Origin of the sequence: Sphingobium aromaticiconvertens, assembly GCF_037154075.1 — a bacterium.
GTDB lineage: Bacteria > Pseudomonadota > Alphaproteobacteria > Sphingomonadales > Sphingomonadaceae > Sphingobium > Sphingobium aromaticiconvertens.
The window spans coordinates 3,178,984-3,195,789 of record NZ_JBANRJ010000001.1 but is presented as its reverse complement, the minus strand read 5'-3'; the positions used below and the strand labels follow the sequence as shown (position 1 = coordinate 3,195,789).

Annotated in this window: 17 protein-coding genes; 5 read left to right on the top strand and 12 right to left on the bottom strand. The window is 62.2% G+C overall.

The window, feature by feature from the left end:
- A complete protein-coding gene (locus WFR25_RS15270; protein ID WP_336972094.1) occupies window positions 1–2,232 on the bottom strand; it encodes a TonB-dependent receptor in 2,232 nt (743 codons plus the stop codon).
- 174 nt (window positions 2,233–2,406) lie between these two features.
- Here WFR25_RS15270 and WFR25_RS15265 point away from each other — a divergent pair, with 174 nt between their 5' ends.
- Window positions 2,407–3,150 (top strand): SDR family NAD(P)-dependent oxidoreductase, encoded by a 744-nt coding sequence (locus tag WFR25_RS15265; RefSeq protein ID WP_336972092.1) that lies wholly within the window; start codon window positions 2,407–2,409, stop codon window positions 3,148–3,150.
- Between the two features lie 21 nt (window positions 3,151–3,171).
- Here the strand turns inward: WFR25_RS15265 and WFR25_RS15260 are convergent, their stop codons facing one another.
- Both WFR25_RS15260 and WFR25_RS15255 read right to left on the bottom strand, forming a co-directional pair.
- Window positions 3,172–4,275 carry an acyl-CoA dehydrogenase family protein gene (locus WFR25_RS15260; RefSeq protein WP_336972091.1) on the bottom strand — a complete coding sequence of 368 codons (1,104 nt, stop codon included), beginning with the start codon at window positions 4,273–4,275 and terminating at the stop codon, window positions 3,172–3,174.
- A 5-nt stretch (window positions 4,276–4,280) separates the two neighbouring features.
- A complete protein-coding gene (locus WFR25_RS15255) occupies window positions 4,281–5,483 on the bottom strand; it encodes an acyl-CoA dehydrogenase family protein (RefSeq protein WP_336972088.1) in 1,203 nt (400 codons plus the stop codon).
- 94 nt (window positions 5,484–5,577) lie between these two features.
- Here WFR25_RS15255 and WFR25_RS15250 point away from each other — a divergent pair, with 94 nt between their 5' ends.
- Window positions 5,578–6,474 carry an acyl-CoA thioesterase gene (locus tag WFR25_RS15250; RefSeq protein ID WP_336972086.1) on the top strand — a complete coding sequence of 299 codons (897 nt, stop codon included), beginning with the start codon at window positions 5,578–5,580 and terminating at the stop codon, window positions 6,472–6,474.
- A 19-nt stretch (window positions 6,475–6,493) separates the two neighbouring features.
- Here WFR25_RS15250 and WFR25_RS15245 read toward each other — a convergent pair whose 3' ends face one another.
- The 6 genes from WFR25_RS15245 to WFR25_RS15220 form a co-directional block, all read right to left on the bottom strand.
- Window positions 6,494–7,285: an SDR family NAD(P)-dependent oxidoreductase gene (locus tag WFR25_RS15245; RefSeq protein WP_336972084.1), complete on the bottom strand. Its 792-nt coding sequence runs from the start codon at window positions 7,283–7,285 to the stop codon at window positions 6,494–6,496.
- Window positions 7,286–7,305: 20 nt separating this feature from the next.
- The gene (locus WFR25_RS15240; RefSeq protein ID WP_336972082.1) at window positions 7,306–7,833 is read right to left on the bottom strand and encodes a nuclear transport factor 2 family protein; all 528 of its coding nucleotides are present in this window, start codon (window positions 7,831–7,833) and stop codon (window positions 7,306–7,308) included.
- Between the two features lie 5 nt (window positions 7,834–7,838).
- Window positions 7,839–9,272: an FAD-dependent oxidoreductase gene (locus WFR25_RS15235; RefSeq protein ID WP_336972081.1), complete on the bottom strand. Its 1,434-nt coding sequence runs from the start codon at window positions 9,270–9,272 to the stop codon at window positions 7,839–7,841.
- 28 nt (window positions 9,273–9,300) lie between these two features.
- Window positions 9,301–9,909: a nuclear transport factor 2 family protein gene (locus WFR25_RS15230; RefSeq protein ID WP_336972080.1), complete on the bottom strand. Its 609-nt coding sequence runs from the start codon at window positions 9,907–9,909 to the stop codon at window positions 9,301–9,303.
- Between the two features lie 87 nt (window positions 9,910–9,996).
- Window positions 9,997–10,794 (bottom strand): enoyl-CoA hydratase/isomerase family protein, encoded by a 798-nt coding sequence (locus WFR25_RS15225; RefSeq protein ID WP_336972079.1) that lies wholly within the window; start codon window positions 10,792–10,794, stop codon window positions 9,997–9,999.
- Between the two features lie 50 nt (window positions 10,795–10,844).
- Window positions 10,845–12,083, bottom strand: a complete 1,239-nt coding sequence (locus WFR25_RS15220; protein WP_336972077.1) for a cytochrome P450 — start codon at window positions 12,081–12,083, stop codon at window positions 10,845–10,847.
- Between the two features lie 83 nt (window positions 12,084–12,166).
- On the opposite strand from WFR25_RS15220, the gene WFR25_RS15215 reads away from it, so the two are divergent.
- Window positions 12,167–12,616 carry a nuclear transport factor 2 family protein gene (locus WFR25_RS15215; protein ID WP_336972076.1) on the top strand — a complete coding sequence of 150 codons (450 nt, stop codon included), beginning with the start codon at window positions 12,167–12,169 and terminating at the stop codon, window positions 12,614–12,616.
- Here WFR25_RS15215 and WFR25_RS15210 read toward each other — a convergent pair.
- A complete protein-coding gene (locus tag WFR25_RS15210; RefSeq protein ID WP_336972074.1) occupies window positions 12,588–13,835 on the bottom strand; it encodes an MFS transporter in 1,248 nt (415 codons plus the stop codon). The genes WFR25_RS15215 and WFR25_RS15210 overlap by 29 nt on opposite strands.
- Window positions 13,836–13,936: 101 nt before the next feature.
- Between WFR25_RS15210 and WFR25_RS15205 the strand changes: the two genes are divergently transcribed.
- Window positions 13,937–14,473: a VOC family protein gene (locus WFR25_RS15205; protein ID WP_336972072.1), complete on the top strand. Its 537-nt coding sequence runs from the start codon at window positions 13,937–13,939 to the stop codon at window positions 14,471–14,473.
- Between the two features lie 8 nt (window positions 14,474–14,481).
- Here WFR25_RS15205 and WFR25_RS15200 read toward each other — a convergent pair whose 3' ends face one another.
- The gene (locus WFR25_RS15200; RefSeq protein WP_336972071.1) at window positions 14,482–14,997 is read right to left on the bottom strand and encodes a MarR family winged helix-turn-helix transcriptional regulator; all 516 of its coding nucleotides are present in this window, start codon (window positions 14,995–14,997) and stop codon (window positions 14,482–14,484) included.
- Between the two features lie 98 nt (window positions 14,998–15,095).
- On the bottom strand, window positions 15,096–15,890 hold the full coding sequence (locus WFR25_RS15195) for an SDR family oxidoreductase (protein WP_336972069.1): 795 nt from the start codon (window positions 15,888–15,890) through the stop codon (window positions 15,096–15,098).
- A 102-nt stretch (window positions 15,891–15,992) separates the two neighbouring features.
- Between WFR25_RS15195 and WFR25_RS15190 the strand changes: the two genes are divergently transcribed.
- Entirely contained in the window at window positions 15,993–16,772 is a 780-nt protein-coding gene (locus WFR25_RS15190) for an SDR family NAD(P)-dependent oxidoreductase (RefSeq protein WP_336972068.1), read from the top strand.
- Window positions 16,773–16,806: the final 34 nt, after the last annotated feature.

The window sequence follows — 16,806 nt, the reverse complement described above, 5'->3', positions numbered from 1 at the left end:
TTAGAACCGCGTTTCCAGTGTAACGTATATGCGCCGCCCCGGTTGATAGGCGCGCGCCTGATTTTCGATGCCGAGCATATAATAGGTCTTGTCGAGCAGGTTGGTGCCACCCACGGTCAGCGACCAGCGGTCCTTTTCCGCACGATAGCCAAAGCGCGCGGTCAGCAGTTCATAGGGGTCGGATTGCTGGTCGATGGTATTGGCTACGTTGCGCCACGCCTTGCCCGTGACGGCGAGGTCACTGCCCAGAAAGAAGGTTCCGGGCAGGTCGCCGATCGCGCTTTCATAGAGGCCGCCAACCACGAAATTATGACTGGGCGCGTGCTTGAGTTCCTTCGCATAGGGCTGGCCCGCCGGAGGGCTGGTATAGCTGGTGTCTAGGAAACCTGCGTTTGCGAACAGCGACAGGCCGCGCACAGGGCGGAAGCTGGCTTCCAGTTCCACGCCCTTGATCTTGGCGTCGGAGGTGACGACCTGTGTGATGCCGTTGATCGTCAGCGTTGCCTGAAGATTGGTATATTTGGCCGAAAAAGCGGTGGCCGAGAAATTCAGGCGGTTGTCGAGCAGCTTCGCTTTGAACCCGGCCTCATAGGATTTTTCGCTCTCCATCTTCGACTGCAACATCATGCCCGCCAGATTGCCCGGATTGGACGTGATGAAGCCGGGGGTGCGGTAGCCCTCCGTATAGGAGGCGAAGACCAGCACCGGGCCGGTGTCGTAGCTGACGCCGATCTTGGGCGTGAATTTCTCCGATTTGATCTTTGTCGAGAAGGCGGCGGTCGGCGTCGCGCTGGCGATCGGCGCATAAAGGGCGCGATCGACCGAGCGACGGTCGATCGAATAACGGCCGCCCAGCGTGATTTCCAGATCGTCGATAGGACGGATGTAGAATTCGCCGAACGCGGCATAGGAGTTGGAAATCTGGCTATCGTCATTGAGGCGGGGCGCGGTGGCGAGCGTGCCGATCTGCGACTGATAGCGGGAGCGAACCTTCTCGCGATAGTAGAAGAGGCCGACGGTATAGTCGAACAGGCCGTCAGAGGTGGAGGCGAGCTGGACTTCCTGCTGGATCTGCCGCTGTTTCAAATGAGCACGCAAGTTGACCTGGGTGACTGGCGGCGGCTTGGCCCAGAGCGAGGAGGCGAAGACATCGCGGAAACCACGATAGCTGGACACCCATTTGACGGTGCCAAGGCCGGTTTCCCAATTGACGGTGCCAGCGATGCCCGCAGAGTCGAACTTCGGGTCATTCTTTGAGAAGGGGCCGCGGAAGGCGGTGTAGGGATCGCCATAATAAAGTGGGCAGCGTTCAAACTGACCGGCCGAGACATTGCCCGGCACATAGGCGCCTGTTGCCGGATCGGTGACAAGACCGGGCCGGGTGCCAAGCGCCGCGCAGTTGGTGGGCGTCACCGACTGGATGCCTGATCGGTTGCGGGTATAGTCCGCCGCGATGTCGACCGTCACATCATCGACGGGGGCGAGGCGGAGTGCCGCGCGATAATCCTGCGCATGAACACCGTTGCCGCGATCACCGGTGTCGTTGCCAGCCGCGTTGACCAGCTTGATATAGCCGTCCTGATCGCGGGTTTGGACAGCCAGGATCAGCGCAGCCTTGCCCGGCGATAAGACGATATTGGCGTTCGCCTTGAAATCGCGCCGGTCGTCGGTGCCGAGTGTGGCGGATATCTTGGCGGAATTGTCGTTGAGATTGGGCTTGCGGGTCACGAACTTGACCGCGCCGCCGGTCGAGTTGCGGCCATAGAGCGTGCCTTGCGGTCCGCGCAGCACTTCGATCCGTTCAAGGTCGAGTGCACCCGCGAGCGAACCGACGAGGCGACCGATGAAGACATCGTCCATATAGACGCCGACATTGGGGTCTGTGCCAAAGCCGACATCGTCGACGCCCACGCCGCGCAGATAGATTTGCGCCGACGAAGCGGAGGTGGTCGCGGCCTGGATATTCACATTGGGGACGAAGCCGTCGAGGGCACGCAGATCATTCACCGCCTTGGATTCCAGCGATTTGGAATCGACCGTGGCAATGGCGATGGGGACATCCATCAGCGTTTCTTCGCGACGGCGGGCGGTCACGACGATGGCGCTGTCATCAACCGGCTCGCTCTGGGGTATGTTGTCCTGCACCGATGCGATCGCGCTTCCACCCGTCAGCCCAATGGTAAATGCGGCAGCCGATACAGCGGTCTTTAAAATCGCGGACCTGTGAATCATCCTTCTCCCCCTTATTGCTTATGCTTCATCCAGGTCGGACTCTTTCATCCGATTCTCGTTTATGATCGCAGGCATATAATATGGTGGATGATTATATCATAGCATCCTATTGTTGCGGTCATCCGTTTTTGAGGCGCTATGGCCCTGTTGCAACAGAATGATGGGAGAAGGCCTATGGCAAATAGGGATCGGCTGACAGGGCGCAGGATCATCGTCACGGGTGCGGCGTCGGGCATCGGCCTTGCAACCGCGCACAAATTGGCGGCAGAAGGCGCGGCGTTGGCGCTGCTGGATCGCGATGGTGCGGCGCTGGAGCGGTTGGGGCAAGAGTTGGGCGCGCATCGGGTCGTGCTTGACCTGCCCGACGAGGCCGCGATCGACCGGGCTGTGGCGGATGCGGCCGCGCGGATGGGCGGGGTCGACGGACTGGTGAATGTGGCGGGGATCGGTGGCAGCATGACGCGGCTGGGCGACATGACGCTGGATGACTGGAACCAGGTGATAGGCGTCAACCTGACCGCGCCCTTCCTGATGATGCGGACGGTGTTGCCGCATATGCAGGCAGCGGGGCGGGGCACGGTGGTCAATGTGTCGTCGGGGCAAGGATTGATGCCGTCCGCGCCGGGCATGGGCGCCTATTGCGCGTCAAAAGGCGGGCTGGTGATCTTTTCCAAGGCGATGGCGCTGGAGTTAGCGCCGACGATCCGGGTGAACTGTGTCTGTCCTGGGGTGGTGGATACGCCGTTGCTGCCCGAAACCATGCGCGACGCGGCGCGGCAGCCCGGATCACCCTATGCGCTGAAGCGGGTGGGGGAGGCGGAGGAGATTGCCGATGCGATCGCTTTTCTGACCAGCGACGACTCTTCCTTCATCACCGGCACGGCGCTGGCGGTAGATGGTGGGCGGACCTATCATTGAAGTCCGCCGCGCATTTGTGGATCAGGCGGCGGCCTGATCCGTCGCGTCGGCGAAGCGGGCAAGGTGAAGGTCGACGTCGCCCAACTGGCGGGCAATGACGTAGAGCCGCCGATAGTGGTGGCTGATATTCAACTCTTCGGTCACGCCTATGCCGCCATGAAGCTGGATCGCCTGACTGGCCACGAACAGGCCACCGGTCGAGGCCTGCACCTTGGCGGCGGAAACGGCGGCCGTGCGGGGGAGGGGATCGTCCCCCTCCATCGCGCCGAGCGCGCTCAGCAGGATCGAGCGCGTCATTTCGGTTTCGATCAGCATGTCGGCCATGCGATGCTGGAGCGCCTGGAAATTTCCGAGCGCGGTGCCGAACTGCTTGCGTACCTTCAGATAATCGCGCGTGGCCCACAAGGCCGTGTCCATAATGCCCAGCGCTTCGCCGCACAGGGTGAGCAGGCCATGGTCGATGGCAGTTTCGATCGCCGTCTCGGCGACTGCTCCATTGGCCAGCAGGGTCACGGGAGCGTCGGCGAAATGGATATCGGCGACGCGGCGATTGTCGAGTGTGCGATAAGGGGAGAGGGTGACGCCCTCTGCGTGAGGATCGACCAGATAGAGGGCGATGCCGTCTTTGCTGCGTGCAGAGACGATCAGCCGGTCGGCGGACATTGCCCCTTCGACCAGCGATTTTGTGCCGGTGAGCGCGGTGCCGATCGCACGCGCTTCAACCTGGCGCCAGTCGCCGCGCCCTGCCGGTTCCTGCAAGGCGGGGATGATGCGCTGTTCGCCCATGACGATCGCTGCGGTCAGGTCCGACGCGGTATCGACGGGCAGAGCCGCCAGCAATTGGGTCGCCATGACATGCGCGTTGAAAGGTTCGGTGACGAGGGCGCGGCCCAGTTCCTCCGCGATCAGCGCATTTTCGATTGCGCCACCGCCAAAGCCGCCCGCCTCTTCGGAAAGACCCGCGCCCAGCCAGCCCAGTTCGGCGAAAGTCGCCCAATGACCGGGTGCCACGCCATCGGCTGAACGGATGATGCGAAAACGCTCTTCCCAGCCATATTCGCGCTCGACGAAACGACGGACGCTGTCGCGGAGCGATTCCTGTTCTGATGTGTAGGTGAAATCCATCGGCGTCAAAGCTCCAGCACGGTCTTGGCGATCAGCGTGCGCTGGATCTCGTTGGCGCCGCCATAGATGGTGGTGGCGCGGCGGAACATCGCCTTGGCCGCGATGCCGATACCATGATCGGGCACAGGCGAGGTGAGGCCATCGTCGAACATAGGATGCTGGCCTTCGGGATTGAGGCAGAGAGCGAGGCCGCGATCGCCCAGCGCTTCATCGGCCAGGTCGGCGATGCGCTGGCGCAGTTCGGAGCCGCGCACCTTGACCAGAGAGGCGATCGCGCCGCCACCATGCGACGCGGCGGTCAGGGCGCGCAGTACGGCGGTTTCCAGCGCCATGGTGTCGATTTCGATCCGGGCGAGTTTCGCGCGGAAGGTGGTGTCCTCTATCAGCGGGCGGCCGTTTTTGCGCTCAACCTGTGCGATGGCGCGCAACTGGGTGATGTCCCGTTTGGTGTGGGGGACTTCGGCGCTGGCGGTGCGCTCATTGCCCAGCAGGAACTTGGCGTAGGACCAGCCGGCGCCCTCCTCCCCCACCAGATTTTCGACAGGTACGCGCACATCGTCGAAGAAGAATTCATTGACTGTCAGCCCCTCGTCGATCGTCCAGATCGGGCGGCGGGTGATGCCGGGGTTTTTGAGGTCGATCAACAGGGCGGAAATGCCCGCCTGTGGCTTGCCCTCCATATTGGTGCGTACCAGCATGAAGATCATGTCGGCATGATGACCCTCGGTCGTCCAGGTCTTTTGCCCGGTGACGACATAGTCGTCGCCGTCGCGAACCGCGCGGGTGCGCAGCGAGGAAAGATCGGAACCCGATCCGGGTTCGGAAAAACCCTGCGCCCAGAAGGTCTGGCCGGTGCGGATGGCGGGAAGGTAGGTCTGGCGCTGCTCCTCCGACCCAAAGGTGTAGAGCACCGGGGCGACCAGTTCAGGACCAATGCGATCCATGGTTGGCGCATGGGCGCGGCGCATTTCATCTTCGAAGATGAAGCGCTGCACGCCGGTCCAGTCGGGGCCGCCATAGGCGATGGGCCAGTGAGGGACGGACCAGCCCTTTGTCGCGAGGATGGCGGCCCAGCGGGCTTGATCCTCACGGCGTGGATGATAGTCGTAGCGGCCACGTCGCGCGAGATCGGCGGGCAGGCTCGCTTCCACGAAAGCGCGGACCTCGGCGCGGAAGGCCTTGTCCTCTTCGCTATAGGATGACTGCATCTGCCCTCTCGAATCTTGTATCTGTGTAGTTCGCTAGCATATCGTTTTATGATTGCCTATAGCGATGGATGATCCAACCCAGGAAAGGCCGACGATGCGGCGATTTGATGCGACCATCCATGATCAGGCATGGAGCGACGATGTTCCGGCCTTGCTGGAAATGGACGAGATTGCGCCTGACCTGTTCCGCAACCGACGCAATCAGCGCAATGTCTATCATACGCTGTTTGGCGGGCAGATCGTCGCGCAGGCATTGACGGCGGCCGATCGCACCGTGCCCGGAAGGATCGTGCATTCGCTGCACAGCTATTTCCTGCGCGCGGGTGTTGATAGTGAACCAGTTGACTATCAGGTTGATCGAACGCGGGACGGAGGGCGCTTTTCGACGCGCAGGGTGGAGGCGCGGCAGGGCGAGCAACTGCTGTTCACAATGGATTGTTCCTATCGCACGCCCATGGCTGGGTTCAGCCATTATCGTCCCTGTCCGATCCCCTTCGAGCCGGAAACGGGAATCGACCAGAATGATTTTGCCGCGCTGACAGCGGCCGACGGGCGTCAATATGGCGCGCTGCTGAAACGGCACTATCCGATCGAGATAAGGATTCCCGGCGTAGAAGGCTTCCTGGAGGTAAGGGAGGAAGCGAAACGGCATTACTGGTTGCGTGCGCCGGGCGCTGAAAAAGTGGCCGATCCGGCTGGGCAGCGACAGATATTGGCGTTCATGTCCGACTTCATGTTCGTGGGCGCTCCTCTGACGCGGCACACGGTCGCGCTGCCGGGGCCACATCTGTTCGTCGCCAGCCTGGATCACAGCATCTGGTTTCATCGCGACGTGCGCTGCGACGATTGGCTGTTGTTCGAAACCGACGGACCCAATGCGGAAAATGGCGTCAATCTGGCGCGCGGCATGATCTACAACCGGGCAGGCGAACTGGTGGCCTCGATCGCGCAGGAGGCACTGCAATATCCGGTCGAAGAGGGGGAGGGATGAACCCGCTCCCTGCGCTCGTTCAGGCCACCCGATCCGCGTCGTAGCTGTCGAAACCCATGGGCAGTTCGTCCAGGCGCGCCATGCGGGTCAACTGGTTGCCGCCATTGACGGGCAGGTTGAGGCCGGTGACATAGCAGGGACCAGACAGCCAGAGCACGGCGTTCGCATAATCGCGTGGCACGCCGACGCGGCCGAGCGGGACTTCGCGGGCAAAGGCTTCCTCTGCGCCGGGGATCGCGTAGAGATGGGCGGCCATGTCGGTCTTGATCGGGCCGGGCTGGATCGAATTCACGCGGATGCCGCGGCGACCATATTCGATGGCGGCATATTTGACGAGGCAGTCTGTGCCCGCCTTGGCGCAGGCATAGGCGAAATGCGGTTCGATCGGCTGAGCGGCGCTGTAGGAGGTGATCATCACGATCGACCCGTTATCATTCATGATGGCCGCCATATTCTTGATGAAATGCACGGCGCCCAGATAATTGACGTCAAGCGCCTGTTGCAGCGCATCGGCGGTCGCGTCGGCGATCATGCCGATCACGGGCAGGCCAGCGGAATTGACCGCGATATCGATGCGACCGAAGCGGCTTTCGACTTCTTTGGCCAGCGCCTCCACTTGCACGCGGTCGCCAATGTCACAGGCAATGGCATGGCCGCCGATCTGTGTCGCGAGGGTATCGAGCGAGGCCAGGTTGCGTGCGGCGACGATGACCTTGGCGCCCGCTTCAGCCAGCCCTTCGGCAATGGCCCAGCCGGTTCCACCCGGCGCGGAAGCGCCCATGACGACTGCGATTTTGCCGTTCAAGCTCATTGCTTTCTCCTGTGGATATGTCATTGACCCCGGCCCATCAGCGGCAGGGCTGTGTAGGAACGGTCATCGCTTGTGCCACCGGCGACGCCCAGCGCGGCAAGCTGCGCCATGTCGGCGGGCGCGGCGTCCAGCGTGATGAAACTGTCCCAGACCAGGCGGCGATGGACGATCTTCCACGCACTGCCACGCCGTTTATAATTGTCGAGATAGCGGCCGGTGGCGAGCAGATGGCGGACGGCCGGCTGTTCGACGCGGTGATAGGCGAGGAAATAGAGTTCGCCATCGGCGCGGTCGCCATCCAGCCGCCAGCTCATGTTGCAGATATAATGGGCGGTGAGCGCGAAGGGGGCCATGATCTCCCCCTGTTTCGCGATGAAGGTCGCGGCTTTATCGCAGAAGATGACGCCATGATCGTCGATCGCGTCGTCATGATAGACTGACGCCAACAGGTCGGGATCACGGCGGTCGATCGCGCGGCAATAGCGCATGGCGAGGTCGCGCAGCGCGTCCTTCGCCAGCATATCGTCGATGGCCGCGTCCCGATCCATGGCGGTCAGGCCGGAACTGCCTCGCTGAGCGCATGTTGCGCGGCGAGGGTGCCGGCGCGGCGGCCGAAGACGACCGAACTGCCGATGCTAGTGCCGCCGCCCGCATAGCGCTTGCCATGGAAGCAGCCGAGCACTTCGCCCGCGCCATAAAGCCCCTCGATTACCCGGCCCTTGGTATCCAGCACTTCGCAGTCGAGATTGATGTCGAGACCCGCAGCGGTGAAGCCGATGATCGCGGCGCGCACTTCGACGGCGTAGAAGGGGGCGGTCTGGATCGGGGTGAGCGGATGGCCGTTGCCGTCCTTGTGAAACAGGCGATCCTCGCCATGCGCTTGCGTATCGCGATTATAGATGCGGACGGTTTCCTCGACCGCTTGCGCATCGAGGCCCGCGAGTTTCGCGACCTCTGCGATGCTGTCGGCGCGGAAGGCGACGCCCTTCTCGACTTCGCGGGTGATGGTGATCTCTTCCCAGCTCGATGTCGCAAGCCCACTATTATAGGGATCGGCATAGGAGAGGTCGTCGCCATTGGCGACCATGGTGGGATGGTCGAAGATCGCCCAGCAGCGCTTGTCGGTCTGTTCGTTCATGAGGTAGCCGGTCACGGCATAGCTGTCCCATTCAGCCATGAAGCGCTTGCCTTCCTTGTTCACCGCGATGACCCAGGGCGGCAGGAAAGCCTCGACATAGCGGCTGTCGAAACAGGGGGTGGGGTTGAGCAGACCGGTGTCGTGGCCGGTGATCTGCGCGCCGACCGATTCCCCAAGCGTGATGCCGTCGCCCAGGATGAAGGGGGCGTCGCGATGGACCGCCCAGGTCCGGTCACCATGATAGGCGGCGGTAGGATACCATTTTTTCAGCATGTCCGGGCTGTTGCCGAAGCCGCCGGTGGCGATGATGACGCTGGGTGCGCGCAGGTTCGTGCCGTCGGCGGTGATGCCCACGACCTTGCCATCCTCCACGATCAGGCCATCGACGCGGGTTCCGAGCGCGGTTTCCACGCCAAGCGCGCCCGCCCGGTTGATGAGCGCATCGGCAATACCCAGGCCGAAGGTGCTGGAGGTGTGGCCCCGCTGCGTCTCCGTGATGTCGGAATGGACCAGCATATTGGCCGGAAATTCGACGCCCTTGTCCTTTAGCCATTCCAGCATCGCCGCGCTTTCATCGCAATAATAGCGGATGAGGTCTGGGCGGATCGCATGCTGGTTCAGCGTCATGATATAGGCGTAGGTGGCGTCGGCGCTGTCGCTGATGCCCTTTTCCTTCTGCGTGCTGGTGTTGCAGGCATAGACGACGCCGGTCGAGTTGCGGGTGGCGCCGCCCAGATGGCCGTCGGCCTCCACCACCATGACGGTGGCACCCGCAAGTCGCGCCTCGATGGCGGCGGACATGCCCGCTGCGCCGGAACCGATGATGATAACGTCAAAGTCGCGGGACATGATCTGTCTCCTTGGGCTTGGCGGGCGGTCAGGCGTGGCCGGGGATGGTGTTCAGATAAACGGGGTCCTGCCGGTCGCGGCGGCCGGGCAGGTTGTAATGGGCGACATGGCCCGCATCGGTGATGCGCGTGCTGGGGCGGATGTCGTTCCATTCATTGGTGATCTTGCGGCGCAGGATCTTCCACTGGCCGTCGCGCCGCTCGAACAGGTCGATATAGCGGCCGCCGCAATAATAATCGTGACAGCTATCAATGGTGCCATCGGCTTTGGCGCGGGCGGCATAATCGGGGCCGAAGAAACCCGTTACCATTTCTTCGCCGCCCGGCGCGCGTTGACAGGCCCAGTAATAGGACTCAGATGTCGCGAAATCGCCCTCCACGTCGATGGTGGAATGGGTGACGCTGTGCATGCCATCGAGGATGCCGTCCCGCAGCGACGGAATGATCATTTCGGCAAATTCCATCGCATTGCCCGAGAAGGCGCCATGATCGTCGGTGCCATCGGGGTGGTAGATGGTGCGCAGCAATTCCAGGTCGCAGCGGTCGATCGCACGACAATAAAGTTTGAGCACATGCTCGATTTCCTGCCGATCGAGCGCCAGGCGCAACCTTGCTTCAAGACCCTCGTCCATCATCATCCTCTCGTCAGCGACTCATGGTTGCCTGTATATGGTATGTTTACATACTATTTTACGAGAGGGAAGCCGGGAAGTGGGTGGGCGGTGCTATTTCCCGGTGAATTGGGGGCGGCGTTTTTCCAGCACGGCGTGGACCGCTTCGCCAAAGTCGGCGGTGTAGGTGGCCAGCCCTTCATAGGCGACACCCGCCTCGAACACCGAACTGAACAACTGGCGCAGGGCGATGTTGGTGACGGACTTGGTGTAGCGGATCGCCGTCTGCGCGCCACGCGCTAGCTTTTGCGTATATTTGTCGACATAGCCATCCAGCTCGTCGGCGGGGATGGCGAAGGTGATGAGGTTGCAGCGCTCCGCCTCGACCGCGCCGATGGCATCGCCGGTCAGCAGATAATGTTTGGCCTTGGTAAAGCCGATCAATTGCGGCCAGATGAGCGCGCCGCCATCGCCCGCCACCAGCCCCAGCCGTACATGCGGATCGGCGAAGCGGGCGTGATCGGCGGCGATCACGATGTCGCAGAGGAGGGCGATGGATGCGCCGAAGCCCATCGCGTCGCCATTGACCTTGGCGATCACCGGCTTGGGGCAATCGAGCAGGCCCATGACGATGCGGCGCATGGATTTGGCTTCATGGACGAAGGGGACGCGGTTGCCCTTCGCCTGCTGTTCCAGCCATTTAAAATCGCCGCCGGCGGAGAAGGCTTGGCCCGCACCGGTCAGGACGATGACGTCGCTGTCGGGGTCGTCCGCAGCGTCGAAGAAAACCCGCGCCATTTCTCCGTGTAGCTCATGGCTGACCGCGTTCAGCATCTCCGGCCGGTTCATGGTGATGGTCAGCACCCGCCCGTCGCGGGCGAAGGTCAGCAGCGAATAATGGTCGAAATTCATGTCGGCTCCTGGAATGGGTGCGCCCTGATCGGATGGTCGTCGTTTCGCGGTCAGAACACAATGTGCAGATGATCGAGCGCGTGGATCGCGAAATGAGGAATGAACTGCGGTGCGGGATGATCGGGTGACAGGCGCATGGCTGGCAGCCGTTCGAGCAGGCGGCGGATGGCGATGCGCATCTCGCCGCGTGCAAGCTGGTTGCCGATGCAGAAATGGATGCCCCGACCGAAGGCGAGATGATTGCGTCCGCCCTTGCGACCGGGTTCGAAATCAGCGGGGCAGCTCCATTGCGCAGGGTCGCGATTGCCCGCGAGGTAGCTGAGCATCAGCACCGCGCCTTCAGGGACATCGACGTCGCCGATCCGGCTGTCCTGCGTGGCGACGCGCCACATATGCGGAATGGGGGAATGGGAACGAAGCACTTCTTCGACGAAGCTGGGGATGCGGGTTGGGTCCGCCTCGATCGCGGCGCGCAAGTCCGGCTTGGTTAGCAGCAGCCACATGGCGGTGTTGATGCCCGTGGTTGTTGTCTCGTTACCAGCAACCAGCAACTGGTGGGCGACGGCGATCAGCGCCGGATCGCTCAGTTTTTCGCCATCCACTTCGGCATGGACGAGGCGGCTCAAGAGATTGTCGGTCGGGGTCTCGCGATAGGCGACAGCGCGGGCGTGCAGGTAATTCTGCATCTCGATCAGGTGATCGGTGATCTCCAGCTCGCGATCTGGATCAAGCAGGGGATTGTTGCGCTCTACGGTGACATCCGACCATAGTTTGAAGCGGTCATAATCCGCGCGATCGACGCCAAGCTGGTCGGCGATGATGTACATCGGCACCTTGATCGCAAATTCGGGCAGCAGGTTGGCATGCCCCTGCGGCAGCATGCCGTCGATCAGTTCGTCGACCAGTGCCTCTATATAAGGCTCCAGTTCCTTGACATAGCTGGGCGTGAATGCCTTTTCGACCAGTGCGCGATAGCCGCCATGTTCAGGTGGGTCGTTCGTGACCAGCGTGTGCATTTCGGGAAAGCCGCGCTCGGCATAGCGACGCGCCACTTCCGCGGCGACGGGCGAATCGTGGCGACCGACGACCACGGTCGTCTTGTTGGAATAAAGGTCGGGCCGCGCCGAAATCTGGCCAATGTCCTCATAGCGGGTGACGATGTACATGCCGGTCATCGGGTCTTTGTAAACCGGTGATTCCGCGAGCAGGCGATCGAGAAAAGGGAAGGGGCAGCGCTGGATGTCGGGCATGGCGAGGCTGCCCACATTATCCTGTTCGATGATTGCCACGCCCGCTCTCCTGTGATTTATAGTCAAATAAGATGCTAGCATATCAAAAGCTAGCATACATATCAATCGAGAGAGGAAGGCCGATGCCCGGACCATTGGACACATTGCTGGCGATCGAAGAGATCAAGCGGCTGAAGGCGCGCTATTTCCGGCTGATGGATGGCAAGGACTGGGCGGGGTTCGCGGAACTGTTCGCGCGGGACGCGCTGTTCGACGTGCGCGGGGCGCTGGAGGAAAATCCGGGGCCGGAGCAGGAGCCGATCCGTGGGCGAGAGGCGATCGTTGACTATGTGCGCAGTGGGATCAGCCCGATCACCAGCGCGCATTATGGCCATATGCCCGAGATCGACATAGTGACCGACGATAGTGCGACGGGCATATGGGCGCTGGCCGATATATTGCGGATGCCAGAGGGCGCGCCGTTCGCGCGCTTTTATGGCTATGGCCATTATCATGAGCATTATATCAGAGAGGATGGGGCGTGGCGGATCGCTGCGCTGAAGATCACGCGACTGATGATCGAGACGGCATGAGCGCGGCTGGCCGGGGCCGGTAGAGCAGGAAGGCGAGGCCGATCGCCGCGAAGCTGGCGACATGGAGCAGGATGGTCGGCGTGTAGCTGCCGAAGCGGTCGACCATCGCGCCTGCCAGCGGCCCCGCGCCGAACATGAAGGGGATCTGCACCAGATAGCATAACCCCATGCCAAGGCCGATATTGGCCTGGCCCAGCCAGTCGCCCATGATGACACCGAACAGGGTCAGGATGGCGTTGCTGCACGCGCCGATGGCAAAGGCGAGGACGAGCAGCAACGGCAGGCTGTTCCCCGCGCCGATCAGGGCGAGCCAGGGCGGGATCTGGCACAGCGCCAGCAGCGCGAAGGCGCGACCGCCACCCAGTCGGTCGGCGATCCAGCCGAACAGCGGCGCGCCGACGATCCCCGCAAGTCCAAAGGCCGACAGCAGCAGCGAGGCGGACCCAAGGGCTATGCCCCGGTCGGTCGCCAGCGTGACGAGATGCGTGACCATCACCAGCCCAGCGGCGCTGAGCAGCGTAACCCCGGCGGTGAGGATCAGGAAGGCGGGCATGCACAGGATGCGACCGGCGGAGAGGGCGGGTTCGCCGGTCGTCGCTACGGCGCTACTGCCCTGCGGTTGCTGGCCGATACTGGCGGGCTGGTCGACCAGGAACCAGAGCAGCGGCAAAAGTGCGGCGAGGATCAGGGCGCAGCCGAGAAAAGCACCGTGCAGGCCATATTGACCGAGCAACCAGGCGGCCAGCAGCGGCATCAACGTATTGCCAGCGGGCATGTTTATGATACCCAGCGCCTTGCCACGGCCGCTGTTGAACCAGTTGGAGATGATCGCGGTGCAGGGCACAACGCCAAATAGCGCAAAGCCGGGGCCGATCATCAGGCCGTAGATGGCGAGCATCGCGCCGATATGGCTGGCCTGCGTGAGCGCCAGATAGCCCAGCGCGTTCAGCGCTATGCCAACCGCCATCAGCACCCTTATCGGCACCCGGCGCATCAACGTGCCGACCATTGGTGCGAGCAGGCCGAGCGCGAGCGTCAGCATGGAGAGGCCGCCCGACGCCAATGCGCGGCTGGTGGCGAATTCCCGCTCGATCGCGGCGACCATTGCTCCATAAGCCGCGAAATTGACGCCCAGCGCGCAATTGAGGATCAGGAAGCTGATCGCCACCATCCGCCATCCGGCAAAGCGGATCGGTGACGCGACAATGGCCGATGGCATGATCGTCTCTCCCTGTGTCGCGATGCTTGCACATCATCAATAAGTATATATGCATACGATATGATAACATGCTTCTTGTCAAACGGAGAAAGCGAGAGGATATGACGGCTCATTTTGCGCGGCAGCCGGTGCGGCAGATTGCCTATTTCGTGCCCGACATAGAGGCAGCGGCCATGGCGCATGTCCGTACTTTCGGGTCAGGCCCCTATTATATCGCGGAACATATTCCACTCAGCCTGTGCCGTTACCGCGGGCAGCCCGCCGAGCTGGATCACAGCTCTGCTTATGGCCAATGGGGCGAGGTGATGGTGGAGTTTGTCCAGCAGAATAACCCCGGCCCTTCGGTCTTTCACGACATCTATCCCGATGGCGGGCAGGGGATGCATCATGTCGCGCTGATTGTCGATGACATGCAGGCGGAAATGGCGCGGTTCGAAGCGGCTGGGCATGCGACCGCGCTTTATGCCGAAGTGCAGCCGGGGGCGGGTTTCGCGATGATGGATTGCGTGGCGACGCTGGGGCATTTCGTCGAACTGTACGAGCCGACCCCGATCTTGCTGGGCGTCTATGATCTGGTGCGTTCAGCGGCGCAGGATTTCGACGGGCGTGATCCGATCCGGTCCTTCACCCTGGGCTAGATATGGGATCAGTCCGGCAGGGCGCGGGGCCATGCGTTGCCCAGTAGCTGGTTGGCCTGCTTGAGCAGTTCGGTCAGTTCGGCCGCCTTGTCCTTGCCCAGCTTCTCTTCGAGCAGGTCGCTCTGCTCGATGGCGGCGACGCGGAGCGGTTCGCGCAGTTGGCGACCCGTTTCGGTCAGGTGGACCATGACGACGCGGCGATCGGAGGCGACGCGCTTGCGCTCGACCACGCCGGCGCGTTCGAGGCGGGTGAGCGTCTGGCCGATTGTTGCCTTGCCGATGTCCAGTCGCCGAGCCAGTTCGACCTGCGACAGAGGTTCGTCAAACCAGAGTTCGCCCAGCACATAGGCCTGCGCAGGGGCGATACCGGTGCCGGTGATGCGCGCCATATAGTCATTCTGGGTATAACGGGCGAGCAACTGTGCCTGATAGGCCAGGCTTTCCTTGAACAGGGGGAAGGGTGCTTCCTCTTCGGTCAGGGGTGCCCCGACCTTCTTGCCGCCTGCGGGCTTTGCGCTTGCCATCTGTCTTGTCCCCTGTCCGTTATCTGGCGTCCGTTACCTGGCCCCATATCATGACGGGGGTGGCTATCTTCCCGAAACCACCCCGCCCGGTCAAGCAATCAGCTTTGCAGATGCGCCGTTGCCTTCGCCGCGATCTCACCCAGTTCGCGCAGGCTGGGGTTGCGGCGCAGCGTCAAGCCTCCATTTACCTGAAGGTTCTGGCCGGTCATGAAACATTCGTCGGACGCCAGCCAGACGACGGCCGCGGCGATGTCCGCGCGGGTGCCCAGTCGCCCCAGCGGATATTCACGGGTGAAGGCGTCGATCATTTCGGGATAGTCGAAGGTTGTGCCCGCCATCGGCGTTTCAGTGAGGCCCGGTGAGATGGAATTGGCGCGGATGCCGCGTTCGCCATATTCATTGGCGACGGTGCGGATGACATGGTCGATCCCCGCCTTGGTGCCCATATAGGCGGCGTGATTTTCCAGCATGATGGTCGCGGTGGCAGAGGAAATCTGGATGATCGACCCGCCAGCGCCCATGGTGCGCAGCATTGCCTGGATGAAGAAGAACGGCCCCTTGAACTGGATGGCGAGGATTTTGTCGAGATCGGCTTCGGTCGTGTCCTCGGTGGGTTTGAGGAGGCCCCAGCCGGTCGCGTTGACGCCGATGTCGAGGCGACCGAATCGGGTCATGGCGAGGTCGGCGGCGGCATTAAGCTGATCGCTGGACGTGATGTCGACGAGCGCGGCGGCGCCGCCGATCTCGTTGGCCAGCACCTGCAATTCGACCTCATGGCGGCCACCGACCACGACCTTGCACCCTTCGGCGGAGAGGCGTCGGGCGATGTCCTGGCCCATATTGTCCTTGCCCGCTGCGCCAAGCACCAGCGCCACCTTGTCTTTCAGTCGCATCCCGCCTCTTCCTCTGTTATCTTTGTAGTTAGCATATATACAGTCTGTTAGCATCCTAGTATAGACTCAAACCTGTCAGTGCAAACAAAGGAGAGGAATCACATGGCTGGAAAGCTGGAAGGCCGCATTGCCGTCATCACGGGTGGCGCGCGCGGGCAGGGCGACGTGACGGCGCGAATCTTTGCCGCTGAAGGCGCGAAGGTGGTGATCGCCGACATGCTGGAGGCCGAGGGGCAGGCGGTTGCGCAGAGTATTGGTGAAGGGGCCATGTTCCATAAGCTCGACGTGTCCGAAGAAGGGCAGTGGGAGGCGCTGGCCAAGGTGGCGACGGACCGCTTTGGCGCGCCCGACATATTGGTGAACAATGCAGGCGTGGTGCATCCTGCTTCGTTGGCGGACCTGACCAAGGAGGATTTCGAGCGGGTGCTGCGGATCAACCTGATCGGCGCGTGGCTGGGCATGAAGACACTGTCGCCCGCAATGATCGCCAAGGGCAAGGGCGCGATCGTCAATATCTGTTCGACATCGGGCCTGTGGGGCATGAACGGGCTGACCGCTTATTCTGCGAGCAAATGGGCGCTTCGCGGGATCAGCAAGACCGCCGCGATGGAATTGGGCCATCAGGGCGTGCGTGTGAACGCGGTGTTCCCCGGCGGCATAAACACCGTCATGGGCAATGTCACCAACGAGAAATCGTCGGAGCTGGCCAAATATTATGTCGGTCAACCGATCCAGCGTATCGGCGAGCCGGAGGAAGTGGCGCGTACCAGCCTGTTCCTAGCGAGCGATGATGCATCCTATATCTGCGGCGCGGAGATTTCGGTCGATGGCGGCATGACGCTGGGCGTCTATACGCCGTTCCTGCCGGGCGCGCCGGCCTGAGCGAACGGCATGGGGTGTCGGCATAGGACCGGCA